Consider the following 16295-nt stretch of genomic DNA (forward strand, 5'->3'; position numbering starts at 1 on the left):
GTGGAAGAGGGCATGGGAAACGAATGGATCTCGGACGGGCGGCGGCGCGCCATGCGCCGGAAGAAACGCTCCCGCGACGACGACCGGTACAGGGCTCCCTCCCCGCGCGCCGAGGGGCGGGCGGAGGGGCGGGCCGAGGAACGCGGCGAGGGGCGCGGCAGCCCGCGCGGTGAGCTGCGGGGCGGGGTGCGGGTCGGCCTGCGCGGCAGGGTGCGTCGCGCGGGGCGCGGCGGTGGACCGGTAGGGGGCCGGGGGCTTCCCGAGGAGCGGTTCATCGTCGGGATCGAGGGCCTGCTGGCCGAGTTGGAGGAGCGGCTGCGCGCGGCGGGCTCCCCGCTGGTCTCCCGCCCCCGGGTGTGGGAGCACTGCCGGCGGCGGGCCCACACGATCCTCGCCGAGTGCGCGGTGGAATTGTGCGGCGACGAGCGGCGGGTGCCGACGGCGCCCTGGCCGAGCCAGGGCGAGCAGTGCGCGGTGTTCGCCGCGCACGACATCGAACTGGCCGAGCTGCTGCGGGCCTTCGACCTGCTGACCGAGCTGGCCGTGGGCCTGCTGGCGCGGTGCATGGACGGCGCCGACGACGCGCTGACGCGGATGTCCACGGCGGTGCTGTGCCTGGACCGGGCGGTGGCGGCCAGGATCCACGAGGCCGTCCGCGCCTACGGCCTGTTCTTCGAGGGGCGGGCCGAGCAGGTCAGGGCCGGGGTCAGGCGCCGGCTGGCCCGCGAGGTGCACGACCACGTCGGCAACGGGCTGAGCCTGACCCAGCGGCACCTGGAGATGTACGACGTCCTGCGCGGCCTGGACCAGTCGGCCGCGCACCACAAGGTGGCCCTGGCCCGCCGGGCGCTGTCCGACACGCTGGGCAGCCTGGGGCGACTGGTGTCCGACCTGAGCCTGGAGCAGCGGGGCGTGCGGCTGGTGGAGGCCGTGGAGCGCTTCACCGAGGCGATGGCGCCCGCGGGCACCGAGGTGGACGTCCGCTGCGAGGGCGACGAGCGCTGGATCCCCGACGCGACGGCCGGCGAGCTGTTCACGGTGGTCCGCGAGATGCTGCGCAACGCGTTCGCCCACGCCGGGGCCTGCCGGCTGGCCGTGCGGATCGTGGTCAGACCCGACGAGGCGCGAATCATGGTGCGCGACAACGGCGCCGGCTTCGACGCCGGGGCCCGCCACGAGGGGCACGGGCTGACGTCGATGGCGGAGCGGGCCGACGCCCTGGGCGGCTCCTTCGACCTGTGGAGCTGGCCCGGCGTCGGCACCCGGGCGTCGGTGTGGGTCCCGCTGGCGGAAGTGCGCCGTGAACGCACCGGGTGAGGCGCGGGCCATCCGCATCCTGGTCGCGGACGACCACACGCTGCTGCGCGAGGCCGTGTGCGACATGCTCCGCCTGGAGGAGGGCTTCCAGGTCGTCGGGGAGGCCGCCAACGGCGACGACGCGGTCGTCCTGGCCGGCCGGGTCCTGCCGGACGTCGTGCTGCTGGACATCGGCATGCCCGGCAACCCGACCGGCCTGACGGTGCGGCGGCTGAAGGAGGTCGCGCCGGACGCCGCGATCATCGTCGTCAGCATGTTCACCGAGCAGCGCCTGATCCAGGAACTGCTCCAGCGCGGGGTGCGCGGCTACCTGCACAAGAGCGTCAGCCGCCAGGAGCTGGCCTCCGCGATCCGCGGGGTGCGGCGGCGCGAGCACGGCCAGGTGGTGATCTCCGCGACCCCCGCCCCGCTGCGGCCCACCGGCCGGGAGAACCCGCTCTCGGCCCGCGAGCACGAGATCATGGGACTGGTCGCCCAGGCCATGAGCAACCGTCAGATCGCCACCCGCCTCGACATCACCGAAGCCACCGTCAAACGCCACCTGCGCAACGTCTTCGGCAAGCTCGGCGCCGTCTCCCGGATCGACGCCGTCAACAAGGCGGTGGCCGACGGCCTGATCGACCCGGCCGGCCCCGGTCGGGCCGTCCCGCAGTGACGAACAGTCGGCCCCCGACGGCGGCCCGGGACGGAGCGCCGTCGGGGGACGGGGAATTGGTTTGCCGTCCTGGTGGCCGTGTGTCATCGTCCGGGCTGGGCCGGCAGTTGGTTGCCGACGGTCGGTCGATGTCGATGTCGATGTCGGTGTCGGCGCTCTCCCGGGTCCACCGAGGAGGCCGCGCAACAACGGGAAGCGGTGCCGTGGGGAACAGTGACGAGGACAGGTGTCGCCGGTCGTTGGCCGAGGAGCAGGCGAGGAGCCTCGCCGAGACCAACGACTGGGAGCACGTGGACAGGGAGCGGGTCCACCAGGACTGGGACGCCCTGTACCGGGAGGTCACGGCTCTCCTGGACGGCGGCTCCCTGCCCGGGGACCAGCGGATCCAGGAGCTCGTCCGCAGGCACTTCGACATCGTCTGCCGGTTCTACACCCCCTCCCGGGAGGCTTACGTCGGCATGTCGCTCTTCTACGCCGAGGACGAGGCCATGAGGGCGTTCCACGACTCCTACCACCCGGGGCTGGTGGAGTTCCTGGGCGCCGCGATCAACGTGTTCGCCGAGCGGGGGGACGGGTTCGCCCCCAGCGCGGGCGCCGGGTCTCCGGCGTAGTCGGGCGGCACGGGCTCCCCCGGCGGGGGCTCTGCCGCGAAGGCGGGCGGCGGGGGCGGAGGAGGTGACGGACGGTCAGGGGCGGCCCTCGGGGCGGGGGGCGGCCACCGGGCGCGGGGCGGGGCGGCGGACGGACTGGGGTGGGACGATCAGGTTCGCTTCGAGCGCCTTGTTGACGGCGTCGATCCGGGAGACGGCACCGAGCTTGGTGAAGATGTTGTGCAGGTGGCGCTTGACGGTCCCCTCGGTGATGCCCAGGCGCCCGGCGATCTGGCGGTTGCTCAGGGCCTGCGCGACCAGCCCCAGCAGGTCGCGCTCGCGCACCGACAGCGGCGCCTGCCCGCCGTCGCCGACGGCGGCGGCCGCGGCGGGCGGCCGGGACACCGAGACGAGCACCGACTGGTCGTCGCTCATGACGCTGCGGATCACCGACACCAGGTGCCGGCGGCTGACGTCCTTGCTCAGGTAGCCCCGCACGCCCGAGTGCAGCAGGTCCTGCACGAACTGCGAGGAGTCGTACATGCTGAGGATGACCACTCGGCTGGCGGGCGAGACCTCGCGCAGGCGCTGCACGGTCAGCGCGGTGGGGATGCCGGGCATGTCGATGTCCAGCAGCACCAGGTCCGGCCGCGTCCGGCGGGCCTCGGCCACCGCCTGGGAGCCGTCCCCCGCCTCCGCGACCACCTCGAAGCCCGGCTCGGCGTCCAGCGACTCGCGCAGCGTCTCGCGCAGGATCGCGTGGTCGTCCACGAGCATGAGGGTGATCCGCCCGGCCGGCTCCCGTCCGGCCCCGCCCGCCGCTGCCGCCGTTCCCGTCACCGTCACCGTTCCCGTCCTCGCTGCCGTGTGCGTGTGCGCGTCCGCTGCCGTGTGCGCCGTGGGGTCCTCGCGGTGCGCGCTCACGGCAGCGGCAGCCGGATCTCCACCCGGGTGCCCGAGGGCGTCCCGGTGACGGTGGCCGTGCCGCCGAGCGAGCCGGCCCGCTCCCGCATCGAGGTGAGGCCGAAGCCGCGCCGCCCCCCGGCTCCCCCGCCCCCGTCCGGGGACGGCCGGAAGCCCACGCCGTCGTCCTCCACCAGCGCGTCGATCGCCTCGGGGGTCACCTCGACCGTCACCACCGCGGCCTTCGCGCGGGCGTGCGCGAAGACGTTGAGCAGTGCCTCGCGCACGATCAGGAACAGCTCGCGGCGGTGGGCGTCGGGGATCAGCCGCTGGTTGCCCCTCACCCGCACGTGCACGCTCGTGCGCAGCGCCCCCGCCGTGTCGGCGAACGACACGATCTCCTTCTCCAGGTCCAGCGCGGGCGGCCCGGAGAACTCGCTGATCAGCCGCCGCGCGATGCCCAGCGCGGACGCCAGGTGCTCCCGCGCCCCCGCGACCCGCTCGGCGCCCTGCGGACGCCCGAGCCCGTACAGCTCCCCCAGCTCCAACTGCCGCAGCGCGATGCTCAGTTCGTGCCCGAGCTCGTCGTGCACCTCCCTGGCCAGCTGCCGCCGCTCGCGCCGCCGGGCGTCCTTGGCGCTGCGCACGATGTAGGCGTCGTACGAGTCGCCCGGCGCCTGCCCCTGGGAGGCGAGGTTGCGGTGCAGGACGATCAGCGCCGCCGACACCTGCGGCAGCAGCTCGGGCCGCTCCACGGCCAGGTGCAGCAACTCCTTGAGCACCACGTCCATCAGCACGCCCGCCCCGCCCGGCGCGCCACCGGTGGGCCGCCCGCCGGAGGGTGCCGCCGCGCCGCCGTCGGGCCCCCCGACCGGAGGGGCGGCCGCCCGGCCGGTGCCCAGTCCCTCCAGCTCGGTCACCGTCGCGATCAGGAGCTCGTCCGCCCGCTCGATGCAGGCGGGCAGCACTGCCGGGTCCTCGCCCAGCGAACTGCGCGTGTCGCGCAGGCGCTCCTCCAGCCGGCGCAGGATGTCCGCGCGGCGCGAGCCGAGCAGTCCGCTCACCGAGACCTCGTCCGTCGGGACACCGTGCCGCATCAGCCCACCCCTGGTCGGCGACTCTCCCGGGCCCGCCCGCCACGACGCGCCCGCGTACCACGCCTACCATCCTATAGCAGGACGACACGCTGTGTGACGCTCCGTCAACTCCCCGCGTGGCAGCGGCCCCGCGCCACCACCGGCCGGCCGACCGACGGGCCGTGACGACGCGCGGACGTGCGGACGCGGAGCGGCGACGGACGCCCCCCCGGACGGACGGCGCGGCCGCGGGCAGGCCCGCCCCGGGGTCCGGGACGGGCCTACCCGCGCCGCCGCGCCGCCCCCGTCAGGCGGGTTGCCGGGCGGCGGCCGGCAACCTCGGCCAGCCGCGTTCGCGGGCGCGGGCGGCCAGTCGCGGGTCGTCCCCGACGACCACCGGTCGGCCCACCAGCTCCAGCACCGGCAGGTCGCTGACGTGGTCGCCGTAGGCGCTGCTGGCGGCCAGGTCGACGCCGTGGGCGCGGGCGTGGGCGCGGACCGCCTCGGCCTTCGCCTCACCGACCATCAGGCGCTCCGCGGCCCCGGTGAGCCGCCCGTTCGCCACCTGCGGCAGCGAGCACAGCACCGCGTCCACCCCGACGTGCGCCGCCAGCGGGTCCAGGCACGCCGGGAAGGACCCGGAGACCAGGACCGTGCGCTCGCCCGCCGCCGCGTGCCGGCGCAGGCGCTCCAGCACCGGGGCGTGGAAGAAGTCCCCCGCGGCGAGCTCGGCGGCGAGCCAGCGCCGGCCGTGCTCGGCGAGCACCTCCACCCGCTCGCCCTCCAGCAGCCGGAAGTACTCCCCCAGCGCCGCCGGACGCCCCGCGTCCTGCGCCGTGCGCCGTATCCGCTCCCGGGCCGCCCGGTAGTCACCCGGCGGGCGCCCGACCGCCTCCAGGTGGAAGGCCAGGAAACGGAAGACGCTCTTGGCCGCGATCAGGGTCTCGTCCACGTCGAAGAACGCCGCGGCGGCGCTCACGCGCCGCCACCCGGTTCCCCGCCGCCCTCCGACCCGGCCGGCACCCCGGCCCCCGCCCCGGCCAGGACCACCTGACCCACCGGAGCCGCCGGTGCAGCGGCGCCCTCCGCGCCGGCCTCCCGCTTGGCGTCCACCAGGGCCGCCGCCTCCGCCACGGTCTGCTGCGCGAAGAGCTCGCCCTCGGGGATCTGCACCCCGTAGCGGCGCTCCAGGACCACCGCCAGCTCCACCAGGACCAGCGAGTCGATGTCGAGCGACTCGAAAGTGGACTCCGACTCGATGTCCTCCGCGCCGAACACCCCGAAGGTGTCCACCAGCAGGTCCCGGATGACACCCTCCGTGCCCAGCGCGCCGTCCGTCTCGTGTGCCATGTCGTCTCTCCCGGTTCGTGTCGTGCGAGGAAAAGGGGGGTCGGGGGCCGGCGCCGCGGCGCCGGCCCCGTGAACGCGTGCGCGGGTGCGCGTGTCGCGTCAGGCCGCCGCGCCGGCCCGTTCGATCTCGTCGCGCACGTCCTGCAGCGCGTACTCCTCCCGCGCCGCGCGGATCGCCTCCTGGACGTCCATCACCCTCGGCAGCGCGAAGATGTCCGCGATCCTCTCCAGCCGCTCGGGCACCGTCCCGCCCACCACGTGGTACGGGATCTCCAACTCCTCCAGCGTCCTGAGCAGGAACTCGTCCGACAGCGCCCGGAAGCGCTCGTTGACCGGACGGTGCCCGTCCTCGGCCAGCGGCAGCTCGTTGGGCAGGTGCACGAAGGCGTCGAACGTGGCCTTGACGTGACGCTTCATCGCCAGCCCCAGCTGGTGCATCACGTCCTCGAAGAACACCAGCTCCGGCGTCTTCTCCACCGACTCCAGGTCCTTCAGGTGCAGCGAGGCGTTCGGGTTGATCCCCACGATCACCCGCACCGAGCCGTAGATCCACTCCTGCAGCGACGCCCCGTCCGAGACGAACCCGTCCTCCCACAGGCGGCTTTCGTGCACCGCCCGGTCGACGTGCCGCACCACGATCATCTGGATCAGTTCCGTGGCCGTGCACTCGTCCAGCGTCTTGCCCGGCGCCGCGTCCGGCAGGATCTCGCGCATCGTCTTCGCCCGGGTGCGCGGAATCCCCGTGAAATGGGACAGCGCCATGGCAGTGAACGTCTTTCCGGAGGAGTACGTACCGGATATACCCAGTCGCATACCAGATCCCGCCTTTCGAATCGGAAACACCGACAACGAGCGAAGGAGAAAGAAGGAGGAGGGGAGGGAACGGAGCGGGGGGCCGGGCCCCCGCAGGGGGACGGGGAGGGGCGCCCAGGTCACCGGCGGCCGGGGAGGCGGTGGGTGACCGCGCAGCGCGTCAGCACGCCCCGCACTCCGCCCGCGATCGTCGCGGTGCGCCACCAGTCGCCGCGGCTGGCCACCAGCCGGCTGTCCTCCAGCGCCACGCCCTCCCGGTACGAGCCCCCCACCGGGCGCAGCCCGGGCGGTCCCGCGGTGAGCGTCGTGCGGCGCATCCACAGCGTGTCGCTCTCCGCGCGGCTCAGCCCGTCGCCCTCGTAGAGCAGCACCTGGCCGAGCTGGAGGGCCACCACGAAGGAATCGATCATCGACACCACGGGGCCGTCGGCGGACTCCAACCCGCCCACCGGGGCGTCCGGCGTCCCGTCCGCCGGGCCGGTGCCCGGGGCCGGCGCGTGGGGACCGGAGACGCCCACGGTGGCCCGGGCGCGGCCCGCAGCTGCGTCGACCTCCACCTCCCGCACGCTCTGCCGGAACCGCTGGAAGCCCGTCCCGTACAGGCCCGGGTAACCGGCGCCCAGCCCGGCGTCCAGGTCACCGCCCACGGTCGGCGCCCCACCGGCCTCGTGCACCAGTTCCACCCGCGCCCGCATCACCGCCACCCGGCAGTCCCAGGTCGTCACCGTACGGCCCGACCCGTCCGGCAACGGCGCCCGGCCCGAGAGGGCGGCCTCCACCGGCAGGTCCCCGAGCCCCTCCTCGACCGCCGAGGATCCGGCCTTGATGTCCACCCGCCGCAGCCACGTCCGCGACCGCGCCTCCGCGTCCAGGCCGTGGACCCGGGCCGCCAGGAACTCCGCCGCCCGCACCGCCAGCACCAGGGCGTCCACCGTGCTCAGGTGGGGCCGCAACTCACCGGTGGCCTTCGTCGACCACCCCGCCGGGTAGGAGATCCCCGCCCGGGAGCGCAGCCACGGCGCGCCCGCCGCGTCCGCACCCACCGCGGTGCCGCCCACCACGTACCCGACCCGCCGGTACCCCGAGCCGAAGAACCGCCCCGACGCCGGCCCCAGATAATCGTCGACCGAATCCAGAAGAAAAACACCCCGGGCCTGCACCGCCATACCGACCACACCCTCCCAAGATCCACCGTCCGAACCGTTCCGAATGGAAACTACCCGCACTCCGCCGCCCGCCCCCCACCCGTACCCCTAAAACAGCAACCGTCGTTTCGAAAGTGGTAATCCACCCCCTGGGGAAAAACACCTGCGGTCGCCGAAAAACGGCACCCGGCGCACCGGCGGAACGGCCGGAAAAAGAAACGGCCGCGCTGCCGCTCCCCCGAAGGGGAGCGGCAGCGCGGCCGTGCCGCGGGACGCCGTCAGAACGTCAGAAGCCCGCTGCCAGCTCCCGCGCGCGGTCCTGCGCCTCCTGCAGCCCCTTCTCCGGGTCCGCCAGCAGCGCGTTGCCCTGGAACCGCAGCTCCGCGACGTCCTCCACGCCGACGAAGCGCAGCCAGTCGGCGAAGAAGGTGCTGTGGAAGTCCACTCCGAACTCCTCCGGCACACCCGGCCGGTACACGCCCGCCGTGTACACCACCACCGCCCGCTTCCCCGTCACCAGCCCCTGGTACCCCGCCACCGGATCGAACCCGAAGGCCCACCCCGGCTGCGTCACCACGTCGATGAAGTGCTTCAGCACGTACGGCACCCCGCCGTTCCACATCGGCACGTTGAACACGTACGTGTCCGCCGCCGCGAAACGCTCGAACGCCCTGCGGACGCCCGCCCACACCTCCTCCTGCTCCGCCGTCAGCTCCCCGCCGCCGAAAGCGGCCATCTTCGCCTCCGCCGCCGTCCGGCCGAACTCCGGCAGCTCCCCGTCGAACAGGTCCCACACGTCCGTCTCCAGCCCCGGGTCACGGGCCCGCAGCCCCTCCACGAAGGACTCCGCCACCGCCAGCGACAGGCTCCCCGCACCACGAGGAGACCCGTTCACGTGCAACAACCGTCCCATCACACACCACCCTCCCGAACCACCCGGATACGACGCCCCCACCCCACACCCCAGCCCCCCGTCCCCACCACACCGCTACCACCAACGACCACCCCGCCCACCCACCAAAGACACACCCCGTACCACCACGAACCCCCGCGAACCGGAAACCGGCGGCACGACCGGGGAGACGGCGACCGGGGGCCGGGCCGGGCGGGTGCCCGGCCGGGCCCCCGGTCGCGGGACGGGGGAGAGGGCGGTCAGGAGATGGAGAACACCGAGGCCCACTTCTGGCTGGCCGCCCCGGCCGAGGCGGTGTTGGCGGTGACCGCCTGGCCGGCGGTGGCGTTGCCGTCGAGGGCGTAGCCGGTGGCGGGGTTGGTCAGGGTGTAGGTCCCGACGGCGTTCTGGGTGACCTGCCACTTCTGGTTGGCGGCGCCGAGGTTGACGGCGGTGAGGGATATCTGACCGCCGGCGGTGGTGGGTGCGGTGAGGTAGAGCGGGATCGGGCAGCTGTCGTAGACCCGTACGGTGCCGTCGCCGTTGGCGGTGAACTTCCAGCGCTGGGAGGCGCGGGTGGTGTCCAGGGCGGCGAACTCGGCGACCGAGGGGATGCTGCCGCTGCAGGTGCCGCCGCGCTGGAGGGCGACGCCGCCGCCGTTGCTGAGCGCGTGGTAGGCGCCGTCACCGACCACGGTGGGGCCGTAGTTGATGGCGTTCGCGTCGAGCGCGGTCAGCGCGGTGCCGGTGGTGGAGAGCGGCGGGACGGCGGTCGGGCGGACGTTCTTGAACCAGTCGGCGAAGGTCGCGGGCGTGTGGGAGGCCAGGGTGGTGATGGTGCGGTCCCAGCTGCCGTCCACCTGGTTCCACAGCCGCAGCAGGGCGCCGTCCACGTTGCCCTGGACCTGGTCGCCGGTCTGCCAGCCGGCGGCGGCGGTGAACGGGTAGGAGGAGCCGTCGGACCACACGTAGCGGGCGTCGCCGAGCAGGTAGGCGGCGAGCGAGTCGGCGAAGCCCTCGGTCCAGGCGCAGGTCGCGGAGGAGACCGCCTGGATGTAGTGCGGGCTGCAGTTGGTGACGGTCGGGAAGGTGCTGTTGTAGAGCCGGTTCTGGAAGAAGTGGCCGACCTCGTGCAGCACGGTGTGCTCGGAGTCGGGGTCGGCGTCGGCCAGGTGCACGGTGTTGGAGAGGTCGTACCACGGGCCGTCGTTGGAGCCGGACTGCCAGCGCAGCGTCAGGGTGGTGCAGGTCGCGGCGTCCGCCTCGGCTGCGGTCCAGCACGGGGTGGTGGAGTTGACCCGGCGCGACCAGAGCAGGTTGACGGTGTCGAAGGCGTGCCAGGCCCGGGCCGCGGCGGTCGGTTTGACGGTGCCGAGGGCGAGGCTGGCGGATATGTTCGTCTGGGTGGGGGTGGTGTGGGTGTAGACGGCGCCGGTGCTGTCGGCGACCCGCCAGACCTGGTTGTCGCGGGTGCTGAAGCGCAGGTACAGGTGGTCCATCGCGACGGTGGTGACCGGGGTGTAGCAGAGGTTGAAGGAACCGTCGGCGGCGCCGGTCAGCCGGGTGTCGGTGTTCAGTTTGTGGTCGGTGTCGGTGGACTTCTCCCGGCCCCAGAGTTCGACCGAGGCGTTGCGGGCGGCCCGGGTCAGGGTGGGCTTGGCGGTGCCCGCCTCGGCGGACTGGTAGTCGTACTGGAGGGTGCCGCTCAGACAGATCGGCGTCGCGGCGGCGGCCGTGCCGGCCGAGAGCGGGACGAGGGCGCCGGCGGCGAGGGCCGCGGGGAGGAGCAGGCGCAGCAGGGTGCCGGCCGACGGGGAGGAGCGGTGGCGCATGGGTGTCCTTTCCGGGGGCTTCCGGGGGCTTCCGGGAGCAGGTGGGGCCGGGTGGTTCCCGGCCGGCCCGTGACGCGGTGCTCGGTGCGGACGCGTCGGGGGTGCGAGTCATCGTCGGTTCGGGGGCGCGCGGGCCACCAGGGGCGCACGGAATCACCGCCACCGTTTGTGGATTTCACGTGTACGCCCGCGCGTGCCCGGGGCGGCCCTGCGCCCCACCGGGCGGCGCCGCTCCGCCCCCGGGTGACGTGCGAGCGGCCCGGCGGCCCGGCTCGACGGGTGAATTCGCTTGCGGGGAAGGGGCGTTCGGGCGGCGCACGGCCGACTGCCGCCGGGCGCCGCAGCCGCGGGGGGCGGGCGGGGACTGGTGGGGGCGGTGGTCCGGGGCCTGCCGGGTGGGGGCAAAGTGCTGGCAAAGTACGATCGTTGGGCTTGTGGTCCCGACCCTGTGAGGAGTTTCCCGGATGGTGTTCAAGCGGCTTCTCGGCGCGCTGGGCGTCGGTGGACCCACCGTCGACACGGTGCTGTCCACGCCGACCGTCTACCCCGGCGGCACCGTGCACGGCCAGGTCGACCTGGTCGGTGGCGAGCGTGACGCCGAGATCAACGGCATCACCCTCTGCCTGGCGGCCCGGGTCGAGATCGAGTACGAGGACAGTGAGGGGCACCGCACCCAGGAGTTCGCCCCGCTGCGGGTCAGCGGCCCGCTGAAGCTGGCGGCCGGCGAGCGGCGGGCGGTGCCGTTCGCGCTGCCGGTGCCGTGGGAGGCGCCGCTGACCGTGGTCGGCGGGCAGCACCTGTCGGGCATGGCGCTCGGGGTCCGGACGGACGTGGACATCGCCGGCCAGTTGGACCGCGGGGACACCGACCCGCTCGCGGTGCAGCCGCTGCCGGTGCAGCAGCGGGTGCTGGAGGCGCTGTCGGCGCTCGGTTTCCACTTCCACCGGGCCGACCTGGAGGCCGGGCACATCCGCGGCACCGGTCAGACGCTGCCGTTCTACCAGGAGATCGAGTTCAAGGCGGCGGCGCAGTTCGCGCACCGCTGCAACGAGGTCGAGCTGACCTTCGTCACCGACCCGCACCGGGTCGAGGTGGTGCTGGAGTTCGACAAGCGCGGCATGTTCCACAGCGGCGACTCGGTGCGCACCTTCGTGCTGGACCACGGGGCCGGGCAGCACGACCTGACCGGGACGGTGGACGGCTGGGTGCGCGGCGTGCTGGGCCACTGAGCGCGTCTCCGGACGCCGGCTGTCCGCCCCGGCCCTCCTGCCTCGGCCCGTCCGGCCCCGGTCGCCACGGCCGGGGCCGGACGGGCCGGCGCCGGTAGGGTGGCGGCGCGGCGTCCGCCGCCGGGTGTGAGGGACGGGGTGGCGGTGTCTGGGCGCGCGTTGGGTTTCGGTGCGGTCGCGGCGGCCTACGAGCGGTTCCGGCCGGGGTATCCGGACGAGGTGTTCGAGCTGGTGGCGGCGTACGCGGGCCGGCCGTTGCGGACGGCGCTGGAGATCGGGGCGGGGACGGGCAAGGCGACCCGGCTGTTCGCCGGGCGCGGGGTCGCGGTCACGGCCACGGATCCCGATCCGGCGATGCTGGCCGAGCTGGTGCGGAGCCTGCCCGCGGACGCGGCGGCGAACGTGCGGACGGTGCGGGCGGCGTTCGAGGACCTCCGGCCCGAGGAGCTGCGGCCCGGGGACGCGCGGCCCGGGGAGGCGTACGGGCTGTGCTACGCGGCGGCGGCGCTGCACTGGACGCGTCCGGAGGGGCGGTGGGAGCGGGTGGCGGCGCTGCTGGCGCCGGACGGGGTGTTCGCCTCGTTCGGCGGTCCGGTGCGGTTGGCCGATCCGGCGGTCGAGGAGCGGGTGCGGGCGGCGCGGGCGCCGTTCCTGGAGAGCGACGACGTCCCCTCCCCCGACGGCACCGCGCCGGAGGCGGAGCTGCAGTGGCCGGGGACGGAGCTGCTGCGCTCGCCGCTGTTCCGCGACGTCCGGCAGGTGGTGGTGGAGCGGCGGCTGACGGTGGGCGCGGAGGAGTACGTGGGCTACCTGTCGACCGTCTCGGCCTACCTGCAGCTGGCGCCGGAGCGACGGCGGGCCGCGTTCGCGGCCCTCCTGCGGGTGCTGCCGGAGCGGGTCGGGATCGACGCCGGGGTCATCGGGCACCTGGCGCGCCGGAGTCCCGCGGCGGAGTAGCTCGCGGGCGGGAACTCCGCTGCGGCCGCGGACAGGTGGGGGTGTGGAACTGTCGATGCGGGCGCGGTTGCGCGCCGGGGACCAGGCGGCGTTCGGGGAGCTCTTCGACGAGCAGGCCGGGGCCGTGTACGGGTATGCGCTGCGGACGCTGGGCGACTGGGCGGCGGCCGAGGACGCCGTCTCGCTCACCTTCCTGGAGGCGTGGCGGCTGCGGGCGTCGCTGTTCGAGGAGGGCGGGTCGGTGCGGCCCTGGCTGTTCGGCATCGCGACCAACGTGCTGCGCAACACCGCCCGGGCCGGGCGGCGGCACCGGGCGGCGATGGCGCGGCTGCCGGAGCGCGAGGCGGTGCCGGACTTCGCCGAGGAGCTGGTGACCCGGCTGGACGACGGGCACCGGCTGGAGGCGCTGCGGCGGGCGTTGCGGCGGTTGCGGCGCGGGGAGCGGGAGGTGTTCCGGCTGTGCGTGTGGGTGGGCCTGGACTACGCCTCGGCCGCCGAGGCGCTGGGCGTGCCGGTGGGCACGGTGCGTTCGCGGCTCTCCCGGGCCCGGGGGCGGTTGCGGGCGCTGGTGGAGGAGGAGTTGACGGTCCATCGGGAACCCGGGGACGGCTCCGGACAGGTACGGGACGGTCGCGGCGTCGCGGCCCGGTCGTTGCAGGAGGACATCCGATGAGTGACAGGCCCGAGATGCTTTCCGCCGATCGCCACCGGTTGCTGAGGGAGCATCTGATGAACGAGATGGGTCGCACGGGGCGGGAGCGGCGCTCGCCATCGCGGCGGAGGCTGGTGTGGCTGGTGGCGTCGCCGGTGGCGGTGACCGCGGTGGCCGCGGGCGTGCTGCTGCTGCCGGACCACCCGGGCGCGGGAGCGGGGACGGCGGACGGTCCGGCGGGGGTGACGGCCACGGTCTCGGCGTCGGCGCTGCCGTCGGCCTCGGCTTCGGCGACCGCCGCGCCGGTGCCCGAGCCGACCGACCCGGCGGGGCTGCTGGCCCGGGCGGCGGCCGCCGCGGCGGCCCGGCCGGACCCGGGGGCCGAGGACGGGCAGTTCACGTACACCAGGGAGATCCAGGAGGGCGGCGGCTGGCCGCGCCACGAGCGGAGGATCTGGTGGTCCGTCGGCGGCCGGTCGGAGGGTGCGATGGTCGACCCGACGATGCCCGCGCCCGGGAAGCAGCCCGGTGAGCTGGGTCCGCAGCCCGCCCGGCTGCACCAGCAGGACGGCGTCTGGTCGGAGCCGGGCTTCGCGGGCACGCTCACCTACCGCTTCGTGGCCTCGCTGCCCACCGACCCGGAGCGGTTGAAGGAGCTGCTGCTGTCCGCGGACCGCTCGAAGCAGGTCTCGCCGCCCTCGGCCATGACCGAGCGGATGCGCGCCCAGCTGGCCTTCGGGGACGTCCAGCAGGTCTTCCAGAACGTCTCGGCGCCCCCGGCGGTGGCCGGCGCGCTGATGCGGGCCGCGGCGCTGCTGCCCGGCACGTCCGTGGTCACCGACCAGGTGGACGCGGAGGGCCGCCGGGGGGTGGCCGTGGTGGGCATGAACGGCACCCAGCGGGTCGCGCTGGTCTTCGACGCGAGGACCGGGGCGTACCTGGGGATCCGCGAGGTGCTGCTGAAGTACCTGCCGCCGGTGGGGCCGGACGGCGCTCCCCCGGTCGGCGAGCCGACGGCGGAGCAGCTCCGGGCGGACAAGTGGGCGGTCTACACGACGGCGGCGCTGGAGGAGCGCGTCGTGGACGCGGCCGGTCAGGAGCACTGACCGGTGCCGTGGCCCGGGTGGCTCCCACCCGGGACACGGCGGGCGCGGCGGGCGCGACGGGCGCGGCGGGCGCGGCGGGCGCGGCGGGCGCGGCGGGCGCGGCGGGCGCGGCGGGCGCGGCGGAGGGGCGAAAGGGCAGGTCAGCGGCCCGGTCGGCGGGGCCGGACCGGGGTTGACGCCTGCGCGGACTTCCACCACCCTTTCACTACTCGAATAGTGAAAGGGTACTTTGCCGATGCCAGCGACCGTCCAACGGCCCACCCCTGCCCCCGCTCCCCCGCACGACGCCCGCCCGCCCCGGGGGGCGCCGGGCCCGGTCGCCGCGCTGTCGCGCCGGCCGGGCGTGCTCGCCTGGGGGCTGGCGGCCGGGTTCGCCGCGCTCTACCTCTGCGTGGCGGTCAACCGGAACCGGCGCGGCCTCGGCAAGGCGTACGACCTGGGGATCTTCGAGCAGGCCGTCCGGGCGTACGCCCACGGGCGGGCGCCGATCGTGCCGCTGAAGGGGCCCGGCTACCACCTGCTGGGGGATCACTTCCACCCGCTGGTGGCCGTGCTGGCGCCGTTCTACCGGGCCTTCCCGGGGCCGCTGACGCTGGTGGTGGCGCAGGCGCTGCTGATGGCGCTGGCGGTGGTGCCGCTGGCCCGCTGGGCGCACGAGGTGGGCGGGCCCCGGCTGGCGGTGCTGGTGGGGTGCGCGGCGGGGGCGTCCTGGGGGATCGTCCGGGCGGTGGCGGACGACTTCCACGAGATCGCGTTCGCCGTCCCGCTGCTGGCCTTCGCCGCGACCGCGCTGGGCCGCGGCCGACCGCTGGCGGCCGCGCTGTGGGCGCTGCCGCTGCTGCTGGTCAAGGAGGACCTGGGGCTGACGGTGGCCGCCTTCGGCCTGCTGATCGCCTGGCGGGCCCGGCGGGAGCGGCGCACGCCGGTGCCGGGGCTGGTGCTGGCCGGGGTCGGGGTGGCGGCGACCGCGCTGGTCGTGCTGGTGGTGCTGCCGGCCTTCAACCCGCACGGCGGTTTCGACTACTGGCAGCAGTTGGACGGCGGCGGCTCGGGCCCCCGCTGGGCGCTGCCGCTGCGGCTGGGGTGGCCGCCGGTGAAGTGGCTGCTGCTGTTCCTGCTGGCGGCGACGACCGGGTTCCTGGCGCCGCGTTCGCCGCTGGTGCTGCTCTGCGCACCGACCCTGGGCTGGCGGCTGCTGGCGGACAACCCGCACTACTGGGGCGTGAGTTACCACTACAGCGCGGTGCTGATGCCGCTGCTGTTCGCCGCCCTGGTGGACGCGGTGCGGCGGGCCGGGGCGGGGACGCGCGCGGTGCGGCGCGGGCTGGCGGTGACGGTGCTGGTGGCGGTGGTGACGCTGCCGCTGTACCCGCTGCACGAAGTGGTGACGCCGGAGGCGTGGCGGACCCCGGCGCGGGTGACGGAGACCCGGGCGATGCTGCGGCTGGTGCCGGACGGCGCGGCGGTGGCCGCGTCCAACCGGCTGGCCGCCCAGCTCACCGCCCGGGCGGACGTCACCCTGGTGTGCCGGGAGCCGGTCGGCGGCGGTCCGCGCTGGGTGGCCGTGGACCTGCGCGATCCGAGCGTGCGGGCGCCGTGCGCCACCGCCGACACCGCCCGGATGCTGGCGCACTACCGGGACGCCGGCTACCTGGCCCGGTTCGACCGGGACGGCCTGCTGCTGCTCGAACGCCCCTGAGGCCACCCGGGGGTGCGGCTTGACCGGCGCGCCGTGGTGGGCCACCATTCCACCATTGAACTAGTGAAAGGCCGCAACG

General features: G+C 74.9%; 16 protein-coding genes. 8 read left to right on the forward strand and 8 right to left on the reverse strand.

The annotated features are described in order from the left end of the window. The first annotated feature begins 12 nt into the window (after positions 1-12). The 3 genes from ACZ3J7_RS20560 (at position 13) to ACZ3J7_RS20570 (ending at position 2583) form a co-directional block, all read left to right on the forward strand. Positions 13-1317 (forward strand): sensor histidine kinase, encoded by a 1305-nt coding sequence (locus tag ACZ3J7_RS20560; RefSeq protein ID WP_465622990.1) that lies wholly within the window; start codon positions 13-15, stop codon positions 1315-1317. Then, positions 1301-1972, forward strand: a complete 672-nt coding sequence (locus ACZ3J7_RS20565; protein WP_465622994.1) for a response regulator — start codon at positions 1301-1303, stop codon at positions 1970-1972. The genes ACZ3J7_RS20560 and ACZ3J7_RS20565 overlap by 17 nt, the downstream gene beginning before the upstream one ends. A 239-nt stretch (positions 1973-2211) precedes the next feature. Further along, positions 2212-2583 (forward strand): TipAS antibiotic-recognition domain-containing protein, encoded by a 372-nt coding sequence (locus ACZ3J7_RS20570; protein ID WP_465622996.1) that lies wholly within the window; start codon positions 2212-2214, stop codon positions 2581-2583. 75 nt (positions 2584-2658) lie between these two features. On the opposite strand, the gene ACZ3J7_RS20575 is transcribed toward ACZ3J7_RS20570, so the two are convergent. From ACZ3J7_RS20575 to ACZ3J7_RS20610, 8 genes are all read right to left on the reverse strand, one after another. Then, complete coding sequence (locus ACZ3J7_RS20575) at positions 2659-3408, reverse strand: response regulator (protein WP_465622998.1); 750 nt, start codon at positions 3406-3408, stop codon at positions 2659-2661. A 74-nt stretch (positions 3409-3482) separates the two neighbouring features. Next, the gene (locus ACZ3J7_RS20580) at positions 3483-4562 is read right to left on the reverse strand and encodes a sensor histidine kinase (RefSeq protein ID WP_465623000.1); all 1080 of its coding nucleotides are present in this window, start codon (positions 4560-4562) and stop codon (positions 3483-3485) included. Positions 4563-4848: 286 nt separating this feature from the next. Then, positions 4849-5520 (reverse strand): HAD family hydrolase, encoded by a 672-nt coding sequence (locus tag ACZ3J7_RS20585; RefSeq protein ID WP_465623002.1) that lies wholly within the window; start codon positions 5518-5520, stop codon positions 4849-4851. Then, positions 5517-5891, reverse strand: a complete 375-nt coding sequence (locus tag ACZ3J7_RS20590; RefSeq protein WP_465623004.1) for an acyl carrier protein — start codon at positions 5889-5891, stop codon at positions 5517-5519. The genes ACZ3J7_RS20585 and ACZ3J7_RS20590 overlap by 4 nt, the downstream gene beginning before the upstream one ends. A 99-nt stretch (positions 5892-5990) precedes the next feature. Then, positions 5991-6704, reverse strand: a complete 714-nt coding sequence (locus ACZ3J7_RS20595; RefSeq protein WP_465623006.1) for an AAA family ATPase — start codon at positions 6702-6704, stop codon at positions 5991-5993. A 119-nt stretch (positions 6705-6823) separates the two neighbouring features. Further along, positions 6824-7870 carry an AvrD family protein gene (locus ACZ3J7_RS20600; RefSeq protein ID WP_465623009.1) on the reverse strand — a complete coding sequence of 349 codons (1047 nt, stop codon included), beginning with the start codon at positions 7868-7870 and terminating at the stop codon, positions 6824-6826. Between the two features lie 265 nt (positions 7871-8135). After that, positions 8136-8744 (reverse strand): FMN-dependent NADH-azoreductase, encoded by a 609-nt coding sequence (locus ACZ3J7_RS20605; protein WP_465623011.1) that lies wholly within the window; start codon positions 8742-8744, stop codon positions 8136-8138. A 257-nt stretch (positions 8745-9001) separates the two neighbouring features. Then, positions 9002-10573 carry an RICIN domain-containing protein gene (locus ACZ3J7_RS20610; protein ID WP_465623013.1) on the reverse strand — a complete coding sequence of 524 codons (1572 nt, stop codon included), beginning with the start codon at positions 10571-10573 and terminating at the stop codon, positions 9002-9004. A gap of 464 nt (positions 10574-11037) precedes the next feature. Here ACZ3J7_RS20610 and ACZ3J7_RS20615 point away from each other — a divergent pair, with 464 nt between their 5' ends. The 5 genes from ACZ3J7_RS20615 to ACZ3J7_RS20635 all read left to right on the forward strand — a co-directional run bounded on the left by ACZ3J7_RS20615 (position 11038) and on the right by ACZ3J7_RS20635 (position 16216). Further along, positions 11038-11802, forward strand: a complete 765-nt coding sequence (locus ACZ3J7_RS20615; protein ID WP_465623015.1) for a sporulation protein — start codon at positions 11038-11040, stop codon at positions 11800-11802. 144 nt (positions 11803-11946) lie between these two features. Beyond that, positions 11947-12759: a class I SAM-dependent methyltransferase gene (locus ACZ3J7_RS20620; RefSeq protein ID WP_465623017.1), complete on the forward strand. Its 813-nt coding sequence runs from the start codon at positions 11947-11949 to the stop codon at positions 12757-12759. 55 nt (positions 12760-12814) lie between these two features. Continuing rightward, the gene (locus ACZ3J7_RS20625; RefSeq protein ID WP_465623445.1) at positions 12815-13432 is read left to right on the forward strand and encodes an RNA polymerase sigma factor; all 618 of its coding nucleotides are present in this window, start codon (positions 12815-12817) and stop codon (positions 13430-13432) included. A 14-nt stretch (positions 13433-13446) separates the two neighbouring features. Further along, positions 13447-14517: a CU044_5270 family protein gene (locus ACZ3J7_RS20630; protein WP_465623448.1), complete on the forward strand. Its 1071-nt coding sequence runs from the start codon at positions 13447-13449 to the stop codon at positions 14515-14517. A gap of 235 nt (positions 14518-14752) precedes the next feature. Further along, positions 14753-16216 carry a DUF2079 domain-containing protein gene (locus ACZ3J7_RS20635; protein ID WP_465623020.1) on the forward strand — a complete coding sequence of 488 codons (1464 nt, stop codon included), beginning with the start codon at positions 14753-14755 and terminating at the stop codon, positions 16214-16216. Positions 16217-16295 lie beyond the last annotated feature (79 nt).

It is taken from the genome of Kitasatospora sp. NPDC015121 (assembly GCF_055562955.1).

Excerpts from the sequence above, each read along its gene's own strand:
- ACZ3J7_RS20560 (WP_465622990.1), top strand. The coding sequence starts at position 13 with ATGGGAAACGAATGGATCTCGGACGGGCGGCGGCGCGCCATGCGCCGG.
- ACZ3J7_RS20580 (WP_465623000.1), bottom strand. The coding sequence starts at position 4,562 with ATGCGGCACGGTGTCCCGACGGACGAGGTCTCGGTGAGCGGACTGCTC.
- ACZ3J7_RS20590 (WP_465623004.1), bottom strand. The coding sequence starts at position 5,891 with ATGGCACACGAGACGGACGGCGCGCTGGGCACGGAGGGTGTCATCCGG.
- ACZ3J7_RS20595 (WP_465623006.1), bottom strand. The coding sequence starts at position 6,704 with ATGCGACTGGGTATATCCGGTACGTACTCCTCCGGAAAGACGTTCACT.
- ACZ3J7_RS20600 (WP_465623009.1), bottom strand. The coding sequence starts at position 7,870 with ATGGCGGTGCAGGCCCGGGGTGTTTTTCTTCTGGATTCGGTCGACGAT.
- ACZ3J7_RS20610 (WP_465623013.1), bottom strand. The coding sequence starts at position 10,573 with ATGCGCCACCGCTCCTCCCCGTCGGCCGGCACCCTGCTGCGCCTGCTC.
- ACZ3J7_RS20615 (WP_465623015.1), top strand. The coding sequence starts at position 11,038 with ATGGTGTTCAAGCGGCTTCTCGGCGCGCTGGGCGTCGGTGGACCCACC.
- ACZ3J7_RS20625 (WP_465623445.1), top strand. The coding sequence starts at position 12,815 with ATGCGGGCGCGGTTGCGCGCCGGGGACCAGGCGGCGTTCGGGGAGCTC.
- ACZ3J7_RS20630 (WP_465623448.1), top strand. The coding sequence starts at position 13,447 with ATGCTTTCCGCCGATCGCCACCGGTTGCTGAGGGAGCATCTGATGAAC.
- ACZ3J7_RS20635 (WP_465623020.1), top strand. The coding sequence starts at position 14,753 with ATGCCAGCGACCGTCCAACGGCCCACCCCTGCCCCCGCTCCCCCGCAC.